Origin of the sequence: Pseudarthrobacter sulfonivorans (genome assembly GCF_001484605.1) — a bacterium.
Classification (GTDB): Bacteria; Actinomycetota; Actinomycetes; order Actinomycetales; family Micrococcaceae; genus Arthrobacter; species Arthrobacter sulfonivorans_A.
Map to the genome: position 1 here is coordinate 600,747 of NZ_CP013747.1, position 22,754 is coordinate 623,500.

Sequence of the window (22,754 nt, forward strand, 5' to 3'; positions counted from 1 at the left end):
ACTTCCCGCCCCCCGATGCACTCGGATGGGCGTGAAGTGACCCCGCGTTGTTTGTAGGGTCTACTCGACGACCAGGAGGAGGTCCCCGCCCTGCACCTGCTCCACCGCTGAAATGGCGAGCCGCGAGACTTTGCCTGCCACCGGCGTCGTAATGGAGGCTTCCATCTTCATCGCTTCGATGGTGGCCACCGTGTCACCGGCGTTGACCGTGTCACCGGCCGTAACGGTCACGGTGACGGCGCCGGCGAACGGCGCGGCAACGTGGCCGGGCTGGGCCGGGTCTGCCTTCTCTGCGGCCTTGACGTTGCTCACCACGGAGCGGTCACGGACCACAACGGGGCGGGACTGGCCGTTCAGGGTGCACATCACCGTGCGCATGCCCTTTTCATCGGGCTCGGAAACGGCTTCCAGCGAGGCGATCAGCCGGACACCCTTCTCCAGCTGGATCTCGTGCTCCGCACCACGCTGAAGGCCATAGAGGTAGTCGCGGGTGTCGAGCACGGAAATGTTGCCGTACGTCTCCACGCTCTTGAGGTAGTCCTTGGTGGGACCCTCGAAGAGCAGGCGGTTCAGTGTGCCCTGGCGGGTCTTGGAATCACCCTTGAGCGCGGCGCTGTCCTCGGGGCTGAGGTCAACGTCGCGGACCTTGATGCTGCGGCCCTGGAGCGCCTTGGTGCGGAACGGTTCCGGCCATCCTCCGGGCGGGTCGCCGAGTTCACCGGACAGGAAGCCGATGACGGAGTCGGGGATGTCGTAGTTCTGCGGGTTTTCGTTGAAGTCCGCGGGATCTGCGTTGAGACCTACGAGGTGCAGGGCGAGATCGCCCACCACCTTGGACGACGGCGTGACCTTCACCAGGCGGCCCAGTATGCGGTCCGCAGCGGTGTACATGTCCTCGATCGCCTCAAACCGCTCCCCCAGGCCGAGCGCCATCGCCTGCTGGCGCAGGTTGGACAGCTGGCCGCCCGGGATTTCGTGCTGGTAGACACGGCCGGTGGGGCCCGGGAGGCCTGATTCGAACGGCGCGTAGACGCGGCGCACCGCTTCCCAGTACGGCTCAAGGGAGCTGACTGCGTCAAGGCTCAAGCCGGTGTCCCGCGGGGTGTGCGCCAGCGCCGCCACAAGGGCGGAGGCGGACGGCTGGCTGGTGGTCCCGGCCAGCGAGGCGGATGCAACGTCAACGGCGTCCACGCCGGCGTCGACTGCCGCCAGCAGGGTGGCCAGCTGGCCGCCTGCTGTGTCATGGGTGTGGAGGTGGACCGGGAGGTCGAAGCGTTCGCGCAGGGCGGCCACCAGCTTGGCGGCCGCTGCCGGGCGGAGCAGCCCGGCCATGTCCTTGATGGCCAGGATGTGGGCGCCGGCGTCCACAATCCGCTGAGCCAGTTCCAGGTAGTAGTCCAGCGTGTACAGCTTCTCGTCCGGGTTCAACATGTCGCCGGTGTAACACAGTGCTACCTCGGCTACCGCAGTGCCGGTGGCCCGGACGGCGCGGATGGCGGGTGCCATCTGGTTCACGTCGTTCAGGGCATCGAAGATGCGGAAGATGTCGATGCCGGTGGCGGCGGCCTCGTTGACGAAAGCAACCGTCACCTCTTCCGGGTACGGCGTGTAGCCCACCGTGTTCCGGCCGCGCAGCAGCATCTGCAGGCAGACATTGGGCAGCGCCTTCCGCAGGGCAGCCAGGCGGTCCCAGGGGTCCTCGCCGAGGAAGCGCAGGGCCACATCGTAGGTTGCGCCGCCCCAGGCCTCAACGGACAGGAGCTCCGGCAGGAGCGCTGTGACCGCGGGACCGGCAGCCACGAGGTCCCGGGTACGCACGCGGGTGGCCAGCAGGGACTGGTGGGCGTCGCGGAAGGTGGTGTCGGTGACGGCCACGGCGGTCTGCTCACGCAGGGCCTTGGCGAAGCCTTCAGGGCCAAGCTCCAGCAGACGCTGGCGCGATCCCGGTGCGGCCTGCCGATCCCCAACGGCGGGGAGTTTGGCGGCCGGATCCGAATGCACTTTCAGCTCGCCGTTGGGCTTGTTGACGGTGACTTCGGCCAGCCACGTCAGGAGCTTGGTGCCGCGGTCGGCGGAGACCCGGGCCTTCAGCAGCTGGGGACGCTCGTCGATGAAGTTGGTGGCGACGTTGCCGGCAATGAAGTCAGCATCGTCGAGCACGGCCTGGAGGAAGGAAATGTTGGTGGACACACCCCGGATGCGGAACTCCGCGAGTGCCCGGCGTGCGCGGGCCACGGCGGCCGGATAGTCGCGGCCGCGGCAGCTCAGCTTCACGAGCATGGAGTCGAAGTGGGGACTGATTTCGGCACCCGAGTACACGGTGCCGCCGTCGAGCCTTACACCGGCACCGCCGGCGGAGCGGTAGCCGGTGATCTTCCCGACGTCGGGCCGGAACCCGTTGGCCGGGTCCTCGGTGGTGATGCGGCACTGCAGCGCTGCGCCCTTGAGCTGGACCGTCTCCTGGGAGAGGCCCAGGTCCGCGAGGGTCTCGCCGGAAGCGATCCGAAGCTGTGCCTGCACCAGGTCAACGTCCGTCACTTCCTCAGTGACGGTGTGTTCGACCTGGATGCGGGGGTTCATTTCGATGAAGACGTGCTGGCCGGCGCGTTCGCCGACGGTGTCCACCAGGAACTCCACGGTTCCGGCGTTGACGTAGTTCAGGGCCTTGGCGAACTTCACCGCGTCACGGTAAAGGGCCTGGCGGATGCCTTCGTCCAGGTTGGGCGCGGGGGCGATCTCAATGACCTTCTGGTGACGGCGCTGGATGGAGCAGTCACGTTCGAAGAGGTGGATGACGTTACCCTCGGCGTCGGCCAGGATCTGCACCTCGATGTGGCGCGGGCGGAGCACCGCCTGCTCCAGGAACATGGTGGGGTCACCGAATGCCGCATCGGCTTCGCGCATGGCGGCCTGCAGGGCCTCGGGAAGGGCTTCCCTCGTGTCGACGCGGCGCATGCCACGTCCGCCGCCGCCGGCGACGGCCTTGGCGAAGATGGGGAAACCGATCTCGTCGGCTGCAGCGATCAGCTCATCCATGTCCTTCGAGGGTTCACTCGATTTCAGGACCGGAACACCGGCCTCACGGGCAGCCTTCAGTGCTGCCACCTTGTTGCCGGCCAGCTCAAGCACCTCAGCCGGCGGGCCAACGAAGGTGATGCCCGCTTCCTGTGCAGCGCGGGCCAGGTCGGGGTTTTCCGAAAGGAAGCCGTAGCCGGGGTAGATGGCGTCGGCGCCGGACTCCTTGGCGACGCGGACCACTTCGGCAACATCCAGGTAGGCCCGGACGGGATGCCCCACTTCGCCGATCAGATATGCCTCATCGGCCTTCTGGCGGTGGATCGAGTTTCGGTCCTCATTGGGGAAGACAGCAACGGTCTTAGCGCCCAGCTCGTAGCTGGCACGGAAGGCCCTGATCGCGATTTCGCCGCGGTTGGCCACCAGAATCTTGGAAAACATAATTCTCCTGCATCATTGCGGGTGTATCGGTAAGTGGTCACAGTGTCTAAGACCCGCGCTCAGAAATACAAATCATTGTGGCCACAGTCACAGAAGCTTCCGTCATGTCCCGCGTGCATCGACGGAGGCTGGCAGAACCGGCCACCCATACCATCGCCGTGCCATGCCGCGTCCCCATAAGACGGGATTCACCGGCGCAGCCACATATGATGAGTAAGGCGGCTCGAGCCGCCGGCTTCGGCAGTGCCGGAGCAAACATTACCCCCAACACGGCAGCCGGCGTTAGGTTTTGGTCTCACAAGTGCAAGTAGTCAGCATCAGCAGCCTCAAGGGCGGAGTCGGCAAGACGTCCGTCACCACAGGATTGGCGTCTGCGGCGCTTGCCGCGGGCATCCCCACACTGGTGGTGGACCTCGATCCCCATGCGGACGCGACCACTGCCCTGGGCGTCCAGGCCGGCGACCAGCTGGACATCGGCAGGATGCTCAAGAGCCCCCGCCGGGCCAAACTGGCAGACAATGTCGCGGGCAGCTCCTGGACGGCACGGGCGCATGCCAACGGATCCGGACCGGCCGTGCTGGACGTCGCCGTGGGTTCGGCGTACACCGGCATCTACGACCGCCCGGACCTTGGCCGTCGGGACCTCCGCAGGCTTTCCGCGGTCCTGGCTGGCGCCGACCGCTACGAGCTGGTCCTCATTGACTGCCCGCCGTCGCTGAACGGGCTGACCCGGATGGCCTGGTCCGCGAGTGACAAGGTGGCGCTCGTGGCAGAGCCGGGACTGTTCTCGGTGGCGGGAACGGAACGGACCATGCGCGCCATCCAGCTGTTCAAGCAGGAATTCGCGCCGAACCTGTCCCCCGCAGGCATTGTGGCCAACCGCGTGCGCACGGGTTCCTCCGAACACACTTATCGGCTCGCGGAAATGGAATCGATGTTCGGTGACCTGCTGTTGAGCCCGCGCATCCCTGAACAGGCGAACTGGCAGCAGATCCAGGGCGCGGCCCACCCGGTGCACCACTGGCCCGGCGAATCCGCGAAGACATCCGCTGCGTTGTTCGACGCCCTCCTGGTCAACCTCCTCGCGACCGGAAGCGGCCTGCGGAACCGTACCCAGCGTTAACCCCTTGGCCGCAGCTCCGCTGCAGCCAAGGATTCCGCGGACAACAATAGAGGCCACCCCCGCCGGAGGTGGCCTCTTCTGTTGGTATTGTGTCAGCCTGTTGTGTCAGCCGATCTTGCGCGCAGCGCGCCGCTTGCTCAGCTCGTCGTCGGGAAAGGACTGTTCGACGGCGTGTTCGCTCGGCAGGGAGGCCAGACTGCCCTCGACTTCGCGCCAAACCCTGCCCACGGCGATGCCGAAAACGCCTTGGCCACCCTGGACAAGATCGATGACCTCGTCAGCGGACGTGCATTCGTAGACACTCGCGCCGTCGCTCATGAGCGTGATCTGTGCCAGATCCTCCACGCCGCGTTCGCGCAGGTGTTCCACCGCCGTGCGGATCTGCTGAAGGGAAACGCCGGTGTCCAGCAGCCGCTTGACTACCTTGAGGACCAGAATGTCCCGGAAGCCGTAGAGTCGCTGCGAGCCGGAGCCTGCGGCTCCGCGGACTGCGGGCTCAACAAGCCCGGTGCGTGCCCAGTAGTCCAGTTGGCGGTACGTGATGCCGGCAGCCTTGCAAGCCGTGGGGCCGCGGTAGCCGGCGTCCTCGTCCAGGACGGGAAGGTCTTCGGTAAACAGGAGGCCCTGGGCACCGCTCGCGGGCACAGCCACACCAGCCGTTGTGGGCTGTTTCAGCCCGCCTGCTTCGCCTTTGGGACTCACCTGGATCCTCCTTGTCATAAGCTCCCGGGGACCACTGCATCAGCCTGTGCACGCATGAAGTCCATGCATGTAATTTCGCGGGGGTCGTACTTTTACAGTGTGACTTGCGCGGCTGCTGTAAGCAATGGGAGCTTGATACCTTCGACGTTAGGCCCGCTGCGCCCCAAGGTCAAAGATCTAGGCCGCTTGGCGCAGGCGTGTCGGAACTTTCAGGCTCAACTTTAACCTTAACGTGACCTCAGCCGTCGAAGTCTTCGGGCTCCACGTCGTCCAGGAACTCACGGAAGCGCCGCAGTTCGCGCTCCTCGTCCACGGTGGGGCCCGGGTCAGTGTCCTCGCCCTCGTCATGCTCGGTGATACGGACTCCGGCTTCATCCATTACGGAGTCGGCACACCAGATGCGGCATTTGGCCCGCAACGCGATCGCGAGGGCGTCCGATGCCCGTGAGCTGACGGTAGTGCCGTTCTCGAACTGGAGCTGGCCATAAAAGATGTTGTCCTCAACGGCCACAATGTTGACGCTGACAACCGAATGGCCCAGTGACTCCACCACATCCACCAGGAGGTCGTGGGTCATCGGGCGCGGAGGCACTACCCCTTGTTGGGCCAGGGCGATGGCACTTGCCTCTGGAGTCCCGATCCAGATGGGCACGTGCCGTTCGCCGTGGATCTCGCGCAGCAGAACGAGCGGCTGGTTGGACGGCAGTTCGATACGAACGCCTACGATCTCCACTTCGATCATCAGATGTCCATACGTGAGATACGGTCCTGGACCAGTGCCCGGTGCAGGACCAGGCAGAGGTCGCTGATTTCGCGGGCCGCTTCAGCAGCCCGCGCCTGTGACGCGGAATCGCGCCGGGACGCGAGCGGCGCAACGGCGCGCTCCACGAGTCCGAATTCACGTTCCGCGGCGGCCTGGAACGGCCGCAGGTGGCGCGGTTCAAGGCCGTGGCTCTCCAGTTGCACGCAGGCACGGGCCACTTGGAGGGCGTGCTCGTCGAACTTGCCGTTGCTGTGGCTGATCAGCCCGAAGCTCAGCAGCGATTGGAGTAGCGGAATGCTGGCGCCGGACTCGGTCCGCAGCTGTTCCTCGCTGAATTTCCGGCCGCGGTTCTGAAGCTCCACGGCCAATTCATCCGAAACGATCCGCGGCGAAACCACGACGCCGGGCGGCAGGTTCTCGGGCCGCTCTCCCCTGTCGATCGCATCAAGGTAGTCCTTGATGACTTTCAGTGGAAGGTACTGGTCCCGCTGCAGTGCCAGCACAAAACGGAGACGTTCAACGTCACTGTCCGAGTACTGCCGGTATCCGGCCGGAGTACGGCGCGGATTAATCAGTCCCTTTTCCTCGAGGAACCTGATTTTCGACGCGGTCATACCCGGAAAGTCGCCGCTGAGTTGCGCGAGGACTTCCCCGATGTTCAAAACTTGGGGCCCCCGGCGTTCCGGTTGTGCCATTGCCACAGGCAAGTGTCCCGGGATCAGGCGCGGCCTGCTGCGCGGGCAGGGCTCAGGTAGAAGGTGAGTCGGAACTTGCCGATCTGGACTTCGTTCCCGGACTTTAGCTCAACACTGTCCACGCGGTCGTGGTTGACGTAAGTGCCGTTGAGGCTGCCGGTATCCACCACTTCAAAGCTCCGCGCAGTGCGGCGGAACTCGACGTGGCGCCGCGAGACGGTGACGTCATCAAGGAAGATGTCGGCGTCAGGATGACGGCCGGCCGTGGTGGTATCCGTGTCAAGCAGGAAGCGGGCACCCGCGTTCGGGCCGCTGTGGGCCACCAGGAGCGCGGAACCGGCCGGCAGCGCCTCCACGGATGAATGCTCGTCCGTAGACAGCTTGGGGGCGATGGTGGGTTCGTCGGAGACGGGGGTGAGATGGATCGAGGTGGTCTCCGAAGCCCTGGCCGCACCTGTGCCGTACTCGCCTTCGGCAGGGTCCTGTTCGTGGCCAACCATGGATTCCTCCTCTTTCGCTGCAGCTCTCACGCCTGCAATCAACTTTTGCCCTGACGGATCCGCCTCGCGGATCCGATGCCGGGCCCCGATCCGGCCACTGACGTGCGAAGACGCCCGTTGGCCGGCCCGGATGAACCCGTTAGCTTCAGCCTACCTGCTGTTCGTACTCGGATGCACTGAGCAAGGATTCCACAGCGTCCGCTTCTGCCAGCCGGATCTCGATCAGCCAGCCGTCGCCGTACGGATCGGAGTTGATCAAGGCCGAATCGGTATCGAGGGATTCGTTGCGTGCCACGACTTCGCCGCTGACCGGAGCATAGATGTCGCTGACGCTCTTGGTGGATTCGACTTCGCCCACGACTTCGTTTGCGGTGACTTTGGTGCCGGCTTCCGGCATCTGGGCATAGACAACATCTCCGAGTGCGTCCTGCGCGAAGTCGGTGATGCCCACCCGGACCACGCCGTCGGCGCCCGGTGCGGATACCCACTCGTGCTCGGCGGTGTAGGACAGGTCTTCGGGAATGTTGCTCATCAGGGGCCTTTCATCGGGTCAATCACCAATGTCAACGGGGCCTGGAAAACAAGCCGCCGCTGAAAGTATAGGCACAACTCCACGGGCGTTCGAGGAGGATTCTGACATGATGAGACGCATGAGATCAGATGCACAGGAATCGCCCGCGAAAAATGCGAACTGGGCTGCGCGGATCATCCTCGTTGCGGTGGTGCTGGTGGTCCTCGCTATCGCTTACTTTGCCTTTGCGGCCATCCTCCCGGTCTGGTGGGCGAATGTTATCCGCAACCAGGTCCAGGGCAATCTTGGGGCGGGCATCCTGGTGGGGATGTTTTACGGATTCGTTTTTACGTTCGTCCCCCTCTTGGTCGCCTGGCAGGCCACACGCAAATCCGTGAGCTGGCCCTGGAAGCTGAGCATCCTCGTTGCCGCTGTGGCTCTCGCGTCCCCGAATCTGCTGACCGCCGGGATCATGTTCGGCAGCTCGCAGGCCGCCCATAACGGACAGCGGATCCTCGGCACCGAAGCAACCTGGTTCCCGTTGTGGACGCAAATCTCAGCCATCGCCGCCGTCGTGATCTTTGTGGTTGGCCTGATCCTGTGGAGGGTCTGGCGGCAGCGCGGCAAAAAGATGAAGGTGCTCAAGAAGGCAGATGCCGAGCGTTCCCTGGCTGCAAAGGCGGCGAATGATACCGCGGCCAGCTCACCTGCTCCCCAGGCGCCACCTGTTCCTGAGGCGCCGGCCGCACCCGACAGCCAGGCTGACCGCAGGTAAACCATGCCGGAGCTTCCCGAGGTTGCAGGCCTGGCCGGTTTCCTGGACGAGCACCTGCGCGGAGCGGTGGTGCGGAAGGTCCAGATCGTTTCCTTCGCCGTGCTGAAGACAGCGGATCCGCCGTTCACAGCGCTGGAGAACTGCACCGTCGCCGGCGTGCGGCGGTTCGGAAAATTTGTCAGCATTGACACCGACGGGCCGTCGTTTGTCTTCCACCTCGCCCGGGCGGGATGGGTCCGCTTCACGGACTCCCCCACGGATACCCAGCTCCGGATGGGAAAAGGCCACATCGCCATGCGCCTGGCATTCACCGGGCCGGACGGTGCCCATGGCATGGATCTCACCGAGGCGGGCACCAAAAAAAGCCTTGCCGTGTACGTGGTGCGAGACCCCCAGGATGTGCCGGGCGTCGCGGCACTCGGGCCGGACCCGTTCAGCGCAGCGTTCGACGCCGACATGCTGGCGGAGATTCTCGGCTCCACTTCCCAGCAGATCAAGGGCGTCCTACGGAGCCAGAGCGTGATCGCGGGGATCGGGAACGCCTACAGCGACGAGATCCTGCATGCTGCGAGGATCTCCCCCTTTGCCACCGCCAAGTCCTTGGACCGTGGCACGGTGCAGGTGCTTTATGACGCCATCCACAGCGTGCTCGGAACAGCCCTGGCCGAAGCCGAGGGCAAGCCGCCCAGCGAGCTCAAGGACGTCAAACGCAGCCACATGCGGGTCCATGCCCGCACCGGCGAGGCTTGCCCCGTGTGTGGTGACACAGTCCGGGAGGTGTCTTTCGCGGATACTTCCCTGCAGTACTGTCCCACGTGCCAGACCAAGGGAAAGATCCTGGCGGACCGTCGGACATCGAAGTTCCTGAAATAGGCCAGGCCGCGAAACATCCGAAAAGGACGGCACAAAACAGAAGCGTCCCGGAGAAAATTCTCCGGGACGCTTCTGTTTTGGTCGGGCTGACAGGATTTGAACCTGCGACCCCTTGACCCCCAGTCAAGTGCGCTACCAAGCTGCGCTACAGCCCGTTAGTTCCGCCGTTCTCCGCTGCGTTTACTCCTGATGTTAGCCAGGATTTCAACTCAGCAGTCCGGCCGAACCACCTTGAAAAGCTTACACGATTCCGGAGGGTGCAAGTGACACTTTGCCGCCTGCACGCCCCCGGTGTGTCCTAATTAACGCTTCTTGCCGCGCTTTTCGCGGACGCGCATGTTGACCTCGATGGGCGTGCCCTCGAAACCGAAGGTTTCGCGGAGCCTGCGGGTGATGAAACGGCGGTAGCCCGGGTCCAGGAACCCGGTGGTGAACAGCACAAACTTCGGCGGCCGGCTGGACGCCTGTGTGCCGTACAGGATGCGCGGCTGCTTGCCGCCGCGGACCGGGTGCGGGTGCGCCGCCACAAGCTCGCCGAGGAAGGCATTGAGCTTGCCGGTGGGGATGCGCCGGTCCCAGTTCTCCAGGGCCAGGTCCAGGGCGGGGACCAGGCGGTCCTTGTGCCAGCCGGTCAGCGCGGAAATGTTGACCCGGGGCGCCCAGGCCACGTGGGCCAGGTCCTGTTCGATTTCGCGCTCCAGGTAGGTGCGGCGTTCGTCGTCGAGCAGGTCCCATTTGTTGAAGGCCAGCACCAGGGCGCGGCCCGACTCGATGGCCAGCTGCAGGATGCGGACGTCCTGCTCGCTGAGGACTTCATCAACGGCGAGAAGAACGACGGCGACCTCCGCCTTTTCGAGCGCGGCCTGCGTCCGGAGGGAGGCGTAGTAGTCGGCGCCCTGCGCCATGTGCTGGCGGCGGCGGATGCCTGCCGTGTCCACAAAGCGCCAGGTGCGGTCGCCGAGTTCAATGAACTCATCCACCGGATCACGCGTCGTGCCGGCGGTGTTGTCCACTACTACACGCTCGGAGCCTGCCAGCTTGTTCAGCAGTGATGACTTGCCCACGTTCGGGCGGCCGATCAGTGCGATGCGGCGGGGTCCGCCCGAGCGTTCCAGGCCCTCAATCGTGGAGAACTCCGGCAGGGTGTCCATCACGTGGTCCAGGAGGTCGGCAACGCCGCGTCCGTGCAGGGCGGAAACGGGGTAAGGCTCGCCGAAGCCGAGGCCCCACAGGGTGGCGGAGTCCGCTTCCTGGGCGAAGTCGTCCACTTTGTTGGCCACCATGATGACCGGCTTCTTGCTGCGGCGGAGCATCTTCATAACGCCCTCGTCCGTCGCGGTGGCGCCCACCGCGGAGTCGACGACGAAGAGCACGGCGTCGGCCATTTCCACGGCCATTTCGGCCTGTTCGGCCACCCGGGCGTGGATGCCGCGGGCATCGTGCTCCCAGCCGCCGGTGTCCACCACGGTGAAGTTGCGCCCGTTCCAGTGTGCCGAGTACATCACCCGGTCCCGCGTTACGCCGGGAGTGTCCTCGACCACGGCTTCGCGGCGGCCCAGGATACGGTTCACAAGGGTGGATTTGCCCACGTTGGGACGGCCGATGATGGCAAGCACGGGATCGAGCTTGACCGGTCCGTCAAAGTCCTCGTCGTCGTAGTTCCCGCTCAGCAGGGCGGCGTCTTCCTCGTCGAGCTCGTAGTCGTCCAAGCCGGCGCGGAGCGACGCGGCACGCATCTCCGCTTCGTCGTCGTCGATGGCGGCCAGCCGCTCGGCCACCTGGTCCGTGCCGGTGGGCGTGTATTCATCTTCGCCGGCGCCGGAGTGGCTGGAGGTTTGAGTCGTATCGCTCATTGCACTTTCCTTAGTGGTCATCTGCCGGCGTCCCGGCTACTGCTGTGAAGTTCGTGCGGAAATCCGCGTGGGGCAAAGGCTGCCCACTGTGTTGGATGGTCTCCTGGACGTGCCCCGCAAGCGCAGCGCGGATTTCCATTCCCGCCCTGTCCATTGAAGCACGGCCCGTTTCGCCGGGGTTGCGGCTGAGGGTCAGTGCGTTGCCGAAGCTGACGTGGAACCGCCGCCCCGGCCTGGGTACCGTGTCGAGGTGTTCGTTGCCCGTCCGGGTGCCAAGGATGGCCACGGGAACCACGGGGGCGCCCGAGTTCAGAGCCAGCCAGGCCACCCCGTTGTTGATGTCTGTTGCCTGGCCGCTCCCCCGAGTTCCTTCCGGAAGAATCCCGATGCACCGGCCGGCGTCGAGCATGTTCTTGCCCAGCAGCAGCGCAGCCCGGTCCCCGGAGCGGTCAACCGGCAGCTGGCCGGAGGCCCGAAGGACCCGACCCAGCAAGCCCTTGAACATCTCCTTCTTGACCAGGATGTGCATGGGACGCGGCGACGCGCCGAACATCACCGGCCCGTCCAGGAAACTGATGTGGTTGCCGGCAAAAATCACCGGCCCGCCTGTAGGCACGTTGTCCCGGCCAGTGACGGACGTCCGGTACACCACGTGGTCCAGGAGCCAGCCGACGGGCCGGCTCCAGGTCATGGTCAGGCCGGAGGGAAGCCGCACGCCGCGGTCAGTCACGGTTAAGCACCTTCGTGACGATCACGAGCGCCGCGTCCACGGTCTCGGCGAAGTCCAGATCGGAAGAATCCAGGGTGACAACACCGTCGGCAGCCTGGGTGAAGTTCACCACCGTGGAATCCTTGGCGTCACGGTGGGTGACCTGGGCGGCGAGCTGCTCCGCATCCTGCGTGCCGCCCAGCTGGATGCCGCGGCGGCGAAGCCGGGCCTCCTCACTGGCAGTCAGCAGCATGCGGACTTCCGCGCCCGGGGCCACGACTGTAGTGATGTCCCGGCCCTCCACCACGATGCGGCGGTGGTGCTTTTCAATAAGCTCACGCTGCCGGCGGATCAGTTCGGTCCGGGCACCCAGGGTGGTGGCCACCGCACTGACCGCCGACGAAATTGCCGGTTCACGGATGGCGTCCGTGACGTCGGCGCCGTTCACGCGGACGTATTCCTCCCGCGGTGTGGTGCTCAGTTCCAGGATCAGGTCCCGGGAAGCCTGCTCCACGGCGGCGGCGTCACTGAGATCAATTCCGCTGGTGACGCAGAACCAGGTCAGGGCCCGGTACATGGCGCCGGTGTCCAGGTAGGCAAGGTGCAGCCGGCGGGCCACTTCCTTGCTCACGCTGGACTTGCCGGAGCCTGACGGCCCGTCGATGGCAACCACCAAAGGCCTGCCGACGCGCAAGGCCGGAAGGGTGTCAAGAAGTTCTTGTGTCATTACTGCAATACCCGCCATCCGCGGTCGTTGAGTGCTTCGATCAGATGGTCATGCTTGTTCGGCAGCACGGACAGTTCCACCATGCCCACGTTCTGGCCCGAGGAATGGTCCAGCCGAAGGTCCTCCACGTTCACGCCGATCTCACCGATTTCGGTGAGGAGCTGCGCGATCTGTCCCGGCCGGTCATCCACGAGGACCGTCAGCCAGGAGTAGGCCTGCGGCGGGCCACCGTGCTTGCCCGGAATACGGGCCTGCCCGGCATTGCCTTCGCTGATCAGCTGGGCCAGGTCAAGCCTGGCGCCCGGCGCCAACGGTTCCTCGAGCGTGCCGATGAGCCGGTTCAGGTCCTCGCGGACTCCGTAAAGGATCTCCACGACCTTCCCTGCGTTGCCGCCCAGGATCTGGACCCACAGCGTGGGATCGCTGGCGGCGATCCGCGTGACGTCCCGCAGGCCGTTGCCGGCGAGGGACAGCGCGTGAAGCGGCGTCCCCTGCAGCCGGCTGGCCAGCAGCGAGGACATGATCTGGGGCAGGTGCGACACCAAGGCCACAGCTTCGTCGTGTTCGTCGGCAGTGAACTGGGAAACCACAGCTCCCAGGTCCGTGGCCAGGGAACGCGCAGTCTGCACGGCAGCCGCGGATGACTCCGGGCCCGGACAAACCACCCACGGCATGGACGTGAAGAGCTCGCCGCGGGCCGCAACCGGCCCGGACTTTTCGCGCCCTGCCATCGGATGGGTGCCCACATAGCGGGCGAGGTCCGCGCCGCGGCCGCCCAACTCCGCCAGGATGGCGGCCTTGACGCTGGCTATGTCAACCACCACTGAATCCGGGTAGTCGGCAAGCGCACGGGCCACGACGTCGGCGGTCACGTCCGGCGGTGCTGCCACCACCACAAGCTCTGGCGCCTCGTCCCCGAGCTGGTCCAGGGGCTGGCCGGCACCGATGTCGACGGCCACCGCCTGGTTGGTCGGCGACGGGTCAGACAGGAACACGGGCACGCCGCGCCCACGCAGGCCCAGCCCGATGCTGGCACCGAGCAGGCCGGTGCCAATCACCACGACCGGCCCATTGAGGTGCCCCCGCCCGTGGGAGCGAAATGCGGACATGCCTCAGAGTCCTACGGATGCCAGCAGGTGGCCGACTTCCTGCTTGCCAAGGTTGCGGATGCTGCCCTGGCGCTGGTCGCCCAGGCCAATGGGACCCACCTTGACGCGCACCAGCCGCAGGACCGGGAACCCGACGGCGTCGAACAGGCGACGGACAATCCGATTCTTGCCCGAGTGCAGGATCACTTCGATCAGCACGTGGCCCGGAGTGGAGTCCACCAGCTTGAAGGAGTCAACCGAGGCAAAACCATCCTCGAGTTCCACACCTTCCCGGAGCTGGGCGCCAACTCCCTGCGGGAACGGGCCGCGGACCTGGACCAGGTAGGTCTTGGGGACCTCGTAGGACGGGTGGGTCAGCCGGTTGGCCAATTCGCCGTCGTTCGTCAGCAGCAGCAGACCTTCGGTGGCGACGTCCAGCCGGCCCACGTGGAACAGGCGTTCGCCCTGGTGGGTCTTCCGCACAAAATCACTGATGCAGGGACGGCCATCGGGGTCTTCCATGGTGGACACCACGCCCTTGGGCTTGTTGAAGACCATGTACACGAGGTTTTCATCCAGCTGGATGCGCAGGCCATCAACGTGGATGACTGCTGTCTTGGGGTCCACGCGGACACCAAGCTCAGTGACAACCTGGCCGTCGACCTCTACTCGGCCTTCGGCGATCATCTCTTCGCAGACGCGGCGCGAAGCCACGCCGGCCTGGGCCATAACCTTCTGCAGGCGCGTGCCGTCGGCGTCGTGCATTTCCGACTGCTGAACGTCACTGCGGGGTCCACGCTTGCGGGCAGGCTTCCGCACGGGGCCAAGGTTCTGGCCAAACCGTTCGCTGCCGAAGGCGCGTGACGCGGCCGCCCCGGGCCTGCCGGTGCGCGGCTTGGGCTTGAGTGCGCCCGGGGTGCCGGGAGCCTTGTTGGCGCCCGGTTTGCGGGCAGCAGGCTTGCGCGCCGCTGTGCTGCCGGCCGGCTTCCAGTCGGAGGCACCGCGGCCGGCCGGTGACGATGCCGGGGCGTCGCCGGGATCCACAAATGGCTCCTCGCGAGGCCTCGGGGCCTTGTACGGCCGGTCGCCGCCGCCGAATCCGGCGTTACGCTTGCCTGCGCCGGCGCGGAATCCGCCGCCCGCCGCGCTGGGGCGGCCGCTGCCGCCCTGTGCAGGGTTACGGCTTGCGCCGCCCTGCGCCGGATTACGGCTGGCGCCGCCCTGTCCGGCATTGCGTTCTGAACTGTTGCGTCCCGAACTGTTACGTGGTGAACCCTGGCGTCCCGCCTGTGTCATGACCCGTCCTTCGTTATTTGGCCCGCTGGTTGTCCAAGAACAACCCTAGCCAGCCATGCAGAAATTATCTGCCCTTATGAATATTCGTATGTGCATGCGGGATTTCCCGCCTACATTCTGTCGGCGTCGTAGAACTCCGCGATGCCCTCAAGCCCCGGAAGATGGGGTGAGAGCTGGGGCAGTTCCGCTGCGGAGCCGATTCCCATCCGTTCCAGGAAATACGACGTGGTCCGGTAGAGGATGGCACCCGACTCAGGATCGTGTCCCGAATCTTCGATCAGCCCGCGCTGGGTCAATGTCCGTACGACAGAATCGACATTGACTCCTCGAATTGCAGACACCCGGGCCCTGGAGACAGGCTGGCGGTACGCGATGACAGCCAGTGTTTCCAAGGCCGCCTGCGTGAGCCTGGCCGTCTGACCCTCAAGCACAAACCGTCCGACGATCTCGGCAAAGTCTGCGCGGGAGTAGATCCGCCAGCCACCGGCGATGTTCCGCAATTCAAAACCCCGGGGGCTGGCGCTGAAACCAGCATCGCTGGCACGGTCCATGTCCGGGGCTTTAACAGTATAGCCGCTATACTCCCGCTGCAGTTCCGCCAGTAACTGCTCGACGACGGCGACGGTCAGGTTAAGCCCGGCCGCCAGCTCAGTAGCGCTGGCAGGTTGGTCCAGGACCATCAGGACCGCCTCGAGTGCAGCCTTGGCACCGCCGGGAAGATCCCGGACGTCCATTCCCGGCTCCGCCCCAGGCTCCGGAAGTTCTTGGCTCACGACATTTCCTCGTATTCTTCGCTTAGGTTTTCTGTTGACCAGTCTCGGCCGTCTACGGTCCAGTGGACAGTGAGATCACCTAGGGGCGACACCTGGTCGAAGGAGACTGCGCTGTCCCGGAACATCTCCAGCAACGCCAGGAACCTGGCCACCACCACGAGGGTGGAATCGGCATCGGCGATCAACGCGCGGAACGACAGTGGCTTCCCCAACTGGAGCCGGAGCCCCAGGATCTCGGCCTGTTCCTTCACGCTGACGGCGCTGCCATGCAGGTGGGCAAGGCCCACCTCGGTGGGCCGCGGCGTCTTGGCCTTCAGGGCGGACTCGGCCAGGCGGGCGAACTGGTCCGGGGTGTGCTTCCACACCAGTTCCGGGAGCATGGCGGCAAAGTGCTCCTCCAAGGCAACCTGACGCGGAAACCGGCTGGCTTCCTGTTCCAGGGTTCCGGCCATCAGGGCTGCCACCTGTTTGAACGCCTTGTATTGGAGGAGCCTCGCAAAAAGGAGGTCCCGCGCTTCCAGTAGGGCGATGTCCTCGTCGTCCTCGACCTCACCGGCGGGCAGGAGCCTTGCGGCCTTGAGATCCAGGAGGGTGGCGGCGATGACCAGGAATTCGCTGGCTTCATCCAGCGCCCATTCCTCGCCGAGCTTCTGGAGCTTCCTGATGTACTTGATGAACTCATCAGTGACGGTGGCAATGGCCACCTCGGTGATGTCCAGCTGGTGCTTGGCGATCAGGCCCAGCAGGAGGTCGAACGGGCCGGTGAAGTTGGCAAGCCGCACCTCAAAGCCGGGTTTGGACTCGGCCACGGCGTGTTTAGGGTGCGCCGCCGCGCGAAATCAGCTCTTTGGCCAGGCGGCGGTAGGCATCGGCGCCGATGTGGCTGCCGGCGTAGCTGGTGATCGGCTCGGCCGCGACAGTGGCGTCCGCGAACTTGATGGAGCGTTTGATGACCGTCTCGAAGACTTTGTCGCCGAAGGCTTCCACCAGGCGGGTGATGACTTCGCGGCTGTGGAGCGTGCGGGCGTCGTACATGGTGGCCAGGACACCATCAACCTGCAGGCCGGGATTCAGCCTGTCCTGGACCTTGTCGATGGTTTCCACCAGCAGGGCTACCGCACGGAGCGCGAAAAACTCGCAGATCAGCGGGATGATCACGCCGTGGGCGGCGGTCAGGGCGTTGACCGTCAGCAGGCCCAGGGAGGGCTGGCAGTCAATCAGGACGACGTCGTAATCGTCTTCGACTTTTTTCAGCGCCCTGTCCAGGACCTGCTCACGGGCGACTTCATTGACCAGCTGCACTTCTGCGGCGGAGAGGTCGATGTTGGCCGGCAGCAGGTCCACGTTTTCGACGCCGGTCTGGTGGATGGCGTCGCGGATGTCCACCTTGCGGTCCATGAGGACGTTGTAGACCGTCAGGTCCAGTTCGTGCGGGTTGATGCCCAGGCCCGCGGACAGCGCGCCCTGCGGGTCGAAGTCAACCAGCAGCACCCTGCGGCCGTATTCGGCCAGGGCCGCTGCCAGGTTGATGGTGGACGTGGTCTTGCCGACGCCGCCCTTTTGGTTGACCATGGCGATCACGCGCGCGGGACCGTGGGACGACAGCGGGGCGGGTTCCGGAAATTCGCGGTGGGGGCGCCCGGTGGGACCCATCACGGCGTCTTCCAGATCGAGTTCCGTGCCTTCCAGAGTTGCCGAACCCTGTTCGCTGCTCACGTATCTATCCACACTTTCGATGACGGTGATTTTCCTGCCGCTGGAACTCCAGCGCCGATCCTGCTTTCCACCTAGGCTACAGGCCCCGACACGGTATTCGAGGGAACTTGACTTTGCGTGGATTCTGAGCCTTGACCTTCTGGTAGAGGTCGAAGGTTAGCCTGCCGCACGCAGGAACCGCCCGCACAGCCGGGGCTGTGCGGGCGGTCCGCAGCTTGGTCAGATTCAGTGCCGCGTTAGGCGTTGACCAGCACCGGCTCCTTGGGAGAAGCCGTCATCGGCTCGCCATGTCCGGCGATCATGGTCTGCTCGTCGAACGGGGCCTGGCCGGAGAGGACTTCGCCCACCTGCTTGTTGTCGATTTCCTTGACCCAGGTCCCAATCAGCACGGTGGCAACCGCGTTGCCGGTGAAGTTGGTCAGTGCGCGGGCCTCGGACATGAAGCGGTCGATACCAACGATCATGCCCACGCCCCCCAGCAGCTGGGGCGCGTGCGCCTGGAGACCAGCAGCCAGAGTGGCCAGGCCGGCACCGGTGACGCCGGCGGCACCCTTGGAGGCAATGATCATGAAGATCAGCAGGGAAATCTGCGCTCCGAGATCCAGCGGCGTGCCCATGGCGTTGGCCACGAACAGGGACGCCATGGTCAGGTAGATGGCCGTGCCGTCCAGGTTGAAGGAGTAGCCGGTGGGGACGGTGACGCCGACGACGGGCTTGGAGATCCCCAGGTGTTCCAGCTTGGCGATGAGGCGTGGAAGGGCTGCCTCGGAGGAGGAGGTGGAGAAGATCAGGAGGTACTCGCGGCCCAAGTACTTCATGAGCTTGAAGATGTTGACGCCGGTAACCACCTTGAGCAGGCCACCCAGGATGATGACGATGAACAGTGCGCAGGTGATGTAGAAAGCGGCCATCAGGGTGAACATGCTGACGATCGCCTGGAAGCCGGTGGCTCCGACGACGGCGGCGATGGCACCGAAAGCTCCGACGGGGGCAAGCCACATGATCATGATGAGGATGCGGAATACCAGCACTTGGCCGTGGCCGATGGCCTTGAGGACAGGAGCGCCCTGTGGGCCCATCTTTTGGAGGGCGAAGCCTACGAGGATGGCGGCGAAGAGCGTGGGCAGAACCGGAATGTCGCCCGGAATGATGCCCAGGAGGAAGGCAACGGTGCTGTCTACTTCCGCCTTTTTGTTAGGGTCGTACGCCGCCAGCTTCAAACCCTCACCCGGGTGGATGAGGTTGCCGACGACAAGGCCGATACCCAAGGCAAAGGTGGACATGGCGACGAAGTAGCCCAGGGCCAGGCCGCCGACCTTGCCGACCGTTGCGGCTTTGGCGATGGAGCCGATTCCCAGGACGATGGTGCAGAAGATGATCGGTGCAATCATCATTTTGATGAGCTTGATAAAGCCGTCGCCGAGGGGCTTCAGTGATTTGCCGACCTCGGGGAACAGCAGGCCGACGACGGCGCCCAGGATGACGGCGGCAATAACGGCAATGTAAAGGTAGTGCGATTTGTCCAGGCCCTTGCGCCGCGTCTCCACGGTGCCGAGCGACTCTCCTCGTTGAGAAGCCATGATGTGTCTCCTTATGGATAATCTGGTAGACGCTGCGGCGCATTCTCTGGGCTCATCGCGTCGGTCCGGTGTGATATCCATCATTGGCCACACCGTGACTTAGCTCACTGTTGCGTTCATATTGGTCATGGGAGGTGCTTGATGTTCCACCGCTGGAGTATCGCCCGCAGGCTGTTCGTGGCGAATCTGCTCATTGTGCTGGCCTTCATTGCGGTGGCCGGCACCGCCACCTTCGTCGATGCCAGGGACCGGAGCTATGAGGAAGCCGGCCGGCGGATGGCGGGTGTTGCTGCCGCCGTCGCCGCCAATCCCCTGGTCCTCCAGGCCGCGGACCGTACGGATCCGTCGGCGTTGCTCCAGCCCTACGCCCTGGACGTCATGGCCGGATCCGGAGCGGACTTCCTCACCATCATGGCGCCGGACAGAACGCGGTGGACGCATCCCCGGGACGAGGAGCTGGGCAGGCCGTACATCGGCTCCATCGAGGCGTCGCTGCGTGGCGAAGTCTTCACCGAGGTCACAGCAGGAACGCTGGGGCCGTCGGTGCGGACTGTTGTTCCGGTCAAAGATGCCGCGGGGAACGTCAAGGCGCTGGTTGCCGCCGGCGTCACGGTCCGGACAGTTGACGTGGCACTTTCCGGCCGGCTGCCCGCACTGCTGGTCCTCGGCCTGGCCCTGCTCGTGGGCGGATCCTTGGCGTCCTGGCTGTTGGGCCGCTACCTGCGCCGCGTGACCAGGGGGTGGGGGCCGGAGCAGCTGGCGCAGCTGTTCGCCTACTACGAATCGGTCCTGCATTCCGTGCGTGAGGGGCTGATCCTGATCGACACCAAGGGCCGGGTGGTGATGTACAACGACCAGGCCGCTGAGCTGCTGGGACTGGAGCCGCGCGATTCGGAAAACGATCCGTCCCGGCCGCCCTCCCTGACGGACCTCCCGCTGGCCCCCAGCCTGAAGGAACTCTTTGAATCCGGCCGCACGGCCCACGACGAAATCCACCTGACGGGCCCGCGGATCGTGGTGGTGAACCAGGGCCCGGCCGTCGGGCCCGACTCTCCCGGCCTCCGCCGCCCCGCGGTGTTCGGCACCGTGGCCACCATCCGGGACCGGACGGAGATCGAATCGCTGGGCAGTGAACTCGAAACGATGCGGACGCTGTCCGACGCCCTCCGCGCCCAGACCCACGAGCACGCCAACCGGCTGCACACCATGGTTTCCCTGCTGGAGCTGGGCCGAACCCGGGAGGCCCTGGAATTCGCCACCAAGGATCTCGAACTGAGCCAGCAGCTGACCGACGAGATGGTGAGTTCCGTGGACGAGCCGGTCCTCAGCGCCCTGATCATGGGGAAGGCCGCCGAAGCGAATGAGCGCGGAGTGAAGCTGACGCTCTCCACCGAGGGGTCCGCGTCCGTTGCCGGCCTGGCTGTCCAGGACCTTGTCACCATCCTGGGAAACCTCCTGGACAACGCGATCGACGCCGCCGCGGATGGCGCGGTTCCCAGGACAGTGGAGCTGACCGTGGAGTCCGATGTCGAGGGCCTGGACATCACGGTGGCGGATTCCGGCCCCGGCGTGGACCCCGCCGCCGTGGAGGACATTTTCCGGCACGGCTTCAGTACCAAGGCCTCCGGTCCGTTTGGACGCGGCATTGGCCTGGCCCTCGTCCGCCAGGCCGTGCAGCGCCTGGACGGTACCATGACCATCACAGGCAAGGACGGCGCACGCTTCCATGTCTTCCTGCCGGCCATGGCCGCCGGGACCGACAAAGAGGAGCAGTTCCAGTGACCGATATCCGCGTCCTCGTTGTGGAGGACGAACCGGTGGCCTCGGCCGCGCACGCGGCCTATGTGGGGAGGATGGCAGGGTTCACTGTTGCCGGGACGGCCCCTGACGGCCAGTCCGCGCTCAGGCTCCTGACGGATCTGGCGGCCGCCGGCCAGCCGGTGGAACTGGTCCTCCTCGACATGAACCTTCCGGACCTGCATGGCCTGGACATCGCCCGGCGGATGCGTGCGGCAGGAATCCTGGCGGACATCATTGCCATCACCGCGGTCCGGGAAGTGGCGATTGTCCGCAGCGCCGTCGCCATCGGCGTGGTCCAGTACCTGATCAAGCCCTTCACGTTTGCCACGTTCGAGGACAAGCTCTCCAGCTACCGGCTGTTCCGGCAGCAACTGGCTTCCCCGGAGGCCGGTGCCGGCAGGACCGGCGCCTCCCAGAGCGAGGTGGACCAGGCCTTCGCAAGCCTCCGGGCGCCGTCGGAACTGCCCCTGCCCAAGGGCCTCTCAGTCTCCACTCTCGACTCGGTCCAGACGTACCTGAAACAGCATTCGGAATCTGTTTCAGCTACGGAAGTCATGGCCGCCCTGGGCATGTCCCGCGTGACCGCCAGGCGCTACCTCGAATACCTCGCCGACGCCGGCCGCGTTTCGCGAGCGCCCCGCTACGGCACGCCCGGCAGGCCGGAGAACGAATACGGCTGGAAGCGGCCCTGATACTACAGAGTGTGGCTAGGCAGCGGAGATGGCTTCCTTGAGGGCCCCCAGCGCCAGAGTCACTGATGCGGCGTTTGCGTTCGGGCCCATCATTCCGATCCGCCAGATGCTGGAAGTGTACTTGCCCGCCCCTGAGCCAATCTCGATGCTGAAGTGCTCCAGCAGATGGCGGCGCACGGCCGCGGAGTCGACGCCGTCCGGGACCTTGACAGTGGTAAGGCTGGGCAGCCGGTGGCCCTCGGCCGCGAACAGCTCAAGTCCCATCTCCTGGAGCCCTGCCTGCAACGCGGCCCCTGCCGCGCGGTGGCGCGCCTGGACCGCGTCCAGTCCCTCGGCCAGGATTCTTTGCAAGCCCGCCTCGAGACCGGCGATCATGGTGACCGGCGGCGTGTGGTGGTAGGTTCGACCGCTGCCGCTGGCGGCCCCGACGTAACCGCCGAGCAGACCGACGTCCAGGTACCAGGAGCGGGGATTCTTGATCCGTCGCTCGAAGGCCATGCCCGACATCGTGAAGGGCGACAGCCCCGGTGGCACGCCGAGGCATTTCTGGGTGCCGGCATAGCCGACGTCGATTCCCCAGTCGTCTGCCAGGAGTTCCAGCCCGCCGATGGATGTCACGGCGTCGACAATTAACAGCGCATCACCCTTGTTCTGCCCGAGCGATGCGACGTCGGACAGCACGCCAGTTGACGTTTCGGCGTGGACGGCCGCAATCACCTTCGGCCGCGGGTTGGCCGCCAGGACGCGTTCGACGTCGATGGGCGTGCCCCATTCGTGGTCTACACGAACCACGGTGGCGCCGCAGCGGCGGGCCACCTCACACATGCGCTCACCGAAGAGGCCGTTGACGGCGATCACTGCTACATCGCCGTCGTCCACGGTGTTCACAAAAGCCGCTTCCATGCCGCCGGAACCGGTGACGCTCAAGGGCAGTGTGCGGGCATTCTGAGTCCCCCAGACCGTGCGGAGGCCTTCGCAGGTGTTGTCGAGCCGTTCAATGAAGACCGGATCCAGGTGCCCAATCACCGGATGCGCCAACGCGGCGGTCACTTCCGGGTAGCAGTTGCTCGGTCCCGGACCGAACAGGAACCGCGAGGTCAAAGCCTGTGGCATTGGAACTCC

The 22,754-nt window shown here is 65.2% G+C and carries 21 protein-coding genes and 1 tRNA gene; 5 read left to right on the forward strand and 17 right to left on the reverse strand.

Annotated features, from left to right (window positions below; genetic code table 11):
- Positions 1 to 60 precede the first annotated feature (60 nt).
- Positions 61 to 3,456: a pyruvate carboxylase gene (locus tag AU252_RS02630; RefSeq protein ID WP_058929401.1), complete on the reverse strand. Its 3,396-nt coding sequence runs from the start codon at positions 3,454 to 3,456 to the stop codon at positions 61 to 63.
- Between the two features lie 301 nt (positions 3,457 to 3,757).
- Between AU252_RS02630 and AU252_RS02635 the strand changes: the two genes are divergently transcribed.
- Entirely contained in the window at positions 3,758 to 4,579 is an 822-nt protein-coding gene (locus tag AU252_RS02635) for a ParA family protein (protein ID WP_058929402.1), read from the forward strand.
- A 105-nt stretch (positions 4,580 to 4,684) separates the two neighbouring features.
- Here AU252_RS02635 and AU252_RS02640 read toward each other — a convergent pair whose 3' ends face one another.
- From AU252_RS02640 to gcvH, 5 genes are all read right to left on the reverse strand, one after another.
- Positions 4,685 to 5,281, reverse strand: coding sequence for a MerR family transcriptional regulator (locus AU252_RS02640; protein WP_058929403.1), 597 nt, complete (start codon positions 5,279 to 5,281; stop codon positions 4,685 to 4,687).
- A gap of 238 nt (positions 5,282 to 5,519) precedes the next feature.
- Complete coding sequence (locus AU252_RS02645) at positions 5,520 to 6,023, reverse strand: bifunctional nuclease family protein (protein ID WP_056342311.1); 504 nt, start codon at positions 6,021 to 6,023, stop codon at positions 5,520 to 5,522.
- Positions 6,023 to 6,739, reverse strand: coding sequence for a transcriptional regulator FtsR (gene ftsR / locus AU252_RS02650; protein ID WP_056342316.1), 717 nt, complete (start codon positions 6,737 to 6,739; stop codon positions 6,023 to 6,025). The genes AU252_RS02645 and ftsR overlap by 1 nt, the downstream gene beginning before the upstream one ends.
- A gap of 23 nt (positions 6,740 to 6,762) precedes the next feature.
- On the reverse strand, positions 6,763 to 7,239 hold the full coding sequence (locus tag AU252_RS02655; RefSeq protein ID WP_058929404.1) for an FHA domain-containing protein: 477 nt from the start codon (positions 7,237 to 7,239) through the stop codon (positions 6,763 to 6,765).
- 145 nt (positions 7,240 to 7,384) lie between these two features.
- Positions 7,385 to 7,771, reverse strand: coding sequence for a glycine cleavage system protein GcvH (gene gcvH, locus AU252_RS02660; RefSeq protein WP_058929405.1), 387 nt, complete (start codon positions 7,769 to 7,771; stop codon positions 7,385 to 7,387).
- Between the two features lie 118 nt (positions 7,772 to 7,889).
- On the opposite strand from gcvH, the gene AU252_RS02665 reads away from it, so the two are divergent.
- Positions 7,890 to 8,525 (forward strand): hypothetical protein, encoded by a 636-nt coding sequence (locus AU252_RS02665; protein ID WP_058929406.1) that lies wholly within the window; start codon positions 7,890 to 7,892, stop codon positions 8,523 to 8,525.
- Between the two features lie 3 nt (positions 8,526 to 8,528).
- On the forward strand, positions 8,529 to 9,398 hold the full coding sequence (locus tag AU252_RS02670; RefSeq protein ID WP_056342328.1) for an Fpg/Nei family DNA glycosylase: 870 nt from the start codon (positions 8,529 to 8,531) through the stop codon (positions 9,396 to 9,398).
- 78 nt (positions 9,399 to 9,476) lie between these two features.
- Here AU252_RS02670 and AU252_RS02675 read toward each other — a convergent pair.
- The 10 genes from AU252_RS02675 to AU252_RS02720 form a co-directional block, all read right to left on the reverse strand.
- A tRNA-Pro gene (locus AU252_RS02675) sits at positions 9,477 to 9,553 on the reverse strand.
- A 147-nt stretch (positions 9,554 to 9,700) separates the two neighbouring features.
- On the reverse strand, positions 9,701 to 11,251 hold the full coding sequence (gene der / locus AU252_RS02680) for a ribosome biogenesis GTPase Der (protein ID WP_058929407.1): 1,551 nt from the start codon (positions 11,249 to 11,251) through the stop codon (positions 9,701 to 9,703).
- A gap of 10 nt (positions 11,252 to 11,261) precedes the next feature.
- A complete protein-coding gene (locus AU252_RS02685; RefSeq protein ID WP_058932703.1) occupies positions 11,262 to 11,942 on the reverse strand; it encodes a lysophospholipid acyltransferase family protein in 681 nt (226 codons plus the stop codon).
- A 31-nt stretch (positions 11,943 to 11,973) separates the two neighbouring features.
- The gene (cmk, locus tag AU252_RS02690; protein WP_058929408.1) at positions 11,974 to 12,687 is read right to left on the reverse strand and encodes a (d)CMP kinase; all 714 of its coding nucleotides are present in this window, start codon (positions 12,685 to 12,687) and stop codon (positions 11,974 to 11,976) included.
- The gene (locus AU252_RS02695; protein WP_058929409.1) at positions 12,687 to 13,796 is read right to left on the reverse strand and encodes a prephenate dehydrogenase; all 1,110 of its coding nucleotides are present in this window, start codon (positions 13,794 to 13,796) and stop codon (positions 12,687 to 12,689) included. The genes cmk and AU252_RS02695 overlap by 1 nt, the downstream gene beginning before the upstream one ends.
- Before the next feature lie 3 nt (positions 13,797 to 13,799).
- The gene (locus tag AU252_RS02700; RefSeq protein ID WP_058929410.1) at positions 13,800 to 15,071 is read right to left on the reverse strand and encodes a pseudouridine synthase; all 1,272 of its coding nucleotides are present in this window, start codon (positions 15,069 to 15,071) and stop codon (positions 13,800 to 13,802) included.
- 110 nt (positions 15,072 to 15,181) lie between these two features.
- On the reverse strand, positions 15,182 to 15,805 hold the full coding sequence (gene scpB / locus AU252_RS02705; RefSeq protein WP_058932704.1) for an SMC-Scp complex subunit ScpB: 624 nt from the start codon (positions 15,803 to 15,805) through the stop codon (positions 15,182 to 15,184).
- Positions 15,806 to 15,840: 35 nt separating this feature from the next.
- Positions 15,841 to 16,653 (reverse strand): segregation and condensation protein A, encoded by an 813-nt coding sequence (locus AU252_RS02710; RefSeq protein WP_058929411.1) that lies wholly within the window; start codon positions 16,651 to 16,653, stop codon positions 15,841 to 15,843.
- Between the two features lie 7 nt (positions 16,654 to 16,660).
- The gene (locus AU252_RS02715) at positions 16,661 to 17,560 is read right to left on the reverse strand and encodes a ParA family protein (RefSeq protein ID WP_056342349.1); all 900 of its coding nucleotides are present in this window, start codon (positions 17,558 to 17,560) and stop codon (positions 16,661 to 16,663) included.
- Between the two features lie 236 nt (positions 17,561 to 17,796).
- Positions 17,797 to 19,140 (reverse strand): cation:dicarboxylate symporter family transporter, encoded by a 1,344-nt coding sequence (locus tag AU252_RS02720; protein ID WP_058929412.1) that lies wholly within the window; start codon positions 19,138 to 19,140, stop codon positions 17,797 to 17,799.
- A gap of 141 nt (positions 19,141 to 19,281) precedes the next feature.
- On the opposite strand from AU252_RS02720, the gene AU252_RS02725 reads away from it, so the two are divergent.
- Complete coding sequence (locus AU252_RS02725; RefSeq protein ID WP_058929413.1) at positions 19,282 to 20,922, forward strand: sensor histidine kinase; 1,641 nt, start codon at positions 19,282 to 19,284, stop codon at positions 20,920 to 20,922.
- Positions 20,919 to 21,632: a response regulator gene (locus AU252_RS02730; protein WP_058929414.1), complete on the forward strand. Its 714-nt coding sequence runs from the start codon at positions 20,919 to 20,921 to the stop codon at positions 21,630 to 21,632. Before AU252_RS02725 ends, AU252_RS02730 begins: the two co-directional genes overlap by 4 nt.
- 15 nt (positions 21,633 to 21,647) lie before the next feature.
- On the opposite strand, the gene AU252_RS02735 is transcribed toward AU252_RS02730, so the two are convergent.
- Positions 21,648 to 22,745 carry a pyridoxal-phosphate-dependent aminotransferase family protein gene (locus AU252_RS02735; RefSeq protein ID WP_058929415.1) on the reverse strand — a complete coding sequence of 366 codons (1,098 nt, stop codon included), beginning with the start codon at positions 22,743 to 22,745 and terminating at the stop codon, positions 21,648 to 21,650.
- Positions 22,746 to 22,754 lie beyond the last annotated feature (9 nt).

Excerpts from the sequence above, each read along its gene's own strand:
- gcvH (WP_058929405.1), bottom strand. The coding sequence starts at position 7,771 with ATGAGCAACATTCCCGAAGACCTGTCCTACACCGCCGAGCACGAGTGG.
- AU252_RS02670 (WP_056342328.1), top strand. The coding sequence starts at position 8,529 with ATGCCGGAGCTTCCCGAGGTTGCAGGCCTGGCCGGTTTCCTGGACGAG.
- AU252_RS02695 (WP_058929409.1), bottom strand. The coding sequence starts at position 13,796 with ATGTCCGCATTTCGCTCCCACGGGCGGGGGCACCTCAATGGGCCGGTC.
- AU252_RS02720 (WP_058929412.1), bottom strand. The coding sequence starts at position 19,140 with ATGGCTTCTCAACGAGGAGAGTCGCTCGGCACCGTGGAGACGCGGCGC.
- scpB (WP_058932704.1), bottom strand. The coding sequence starts at position 15,805 with ATGGACGTCCGGGATCTTCCCGGCGGTGCCAAGGCTGCACTCGAGGCG.
- AU252_RS02735 (WP_058929415.1), bottom strand. The coding sequence starts at position 22,745 with ATGCCACAGGCTTTGACCTCGCGGTTCCTGTTCGGTCCGGGACCGAGC.
- AU252_RS02645 (WP_056342311.1), bottom strand. The coding sequence starts at position 6,023 with ATGATCGAAGTGGAGATCGTAGGCGTTCGTATCGAACTGCCGTCCAAC.
- AU252_RS02665 (WP_058929406.1), top strand. The coding sequence starts at position 7,890 with ATGAGATCAGATGCACAGGAATCGCCCGCGAAAAATGCGAACTGGGCT.
- AU252_RS02630 (WP_058929401.1), bottom strand. The coding sequence starts at position 3,456 with ATGTTTTCCAAGATTCTGGTGGCCAACCGCGGCGAAATCGCGATCAGG.
- ftsR (WP_056342316.1), bottom strand. The coding sequence starts at position 6,739 with ATGGCACAACCGGAACGCCGGGGGCCCCAAGTTTTGAACATCGGGGAA.
- AU252_RS02655 (WP_058929404.1), bottom strand. The coding sequence starts at position 7,239 with ATGGTTGGCCACGAACAGGACCCTGCCGAAGGCGAGTACGGCACAGGT.
- cmk (WP_058929408.1), bottom strand. The coding sequence starts at position 12,687 with ATGACACAAGAACTTCTTGACACCCTTCCGGCCTTGCGCGTCGGCAGG.
- der (WP_058929407.1), bottom strand. The coding sequence starts at position 11,251 with ATGAGCGATACGACTCAAACCTCCAGCCACTCCGGCGCCGGCGAAGAT.
- AU252_RS02725 (WP_058929413.1), top strand. The coding sequence starts at position 19,282 with ATGTTCCACCGCTGGAGTATCGCCCGCAGGCTGTTCGTGGCGAATCTG.
- AU252_RS02700 (WP_058929410.1), bottom strand. The coding sequence starts at position 15,071 with ATGACACAGGCGGGACGCCAGGGTTCACCACGTAACAGTTCGGGACGC.
- AU252_RS02685 (WP_058932703.1), bottom strand. The coding sequence starts at position 11,942 with ATGACCTGGAGCCGGCCCGTCGGCTGGCTCCTGGACCACGTGGTGTAC.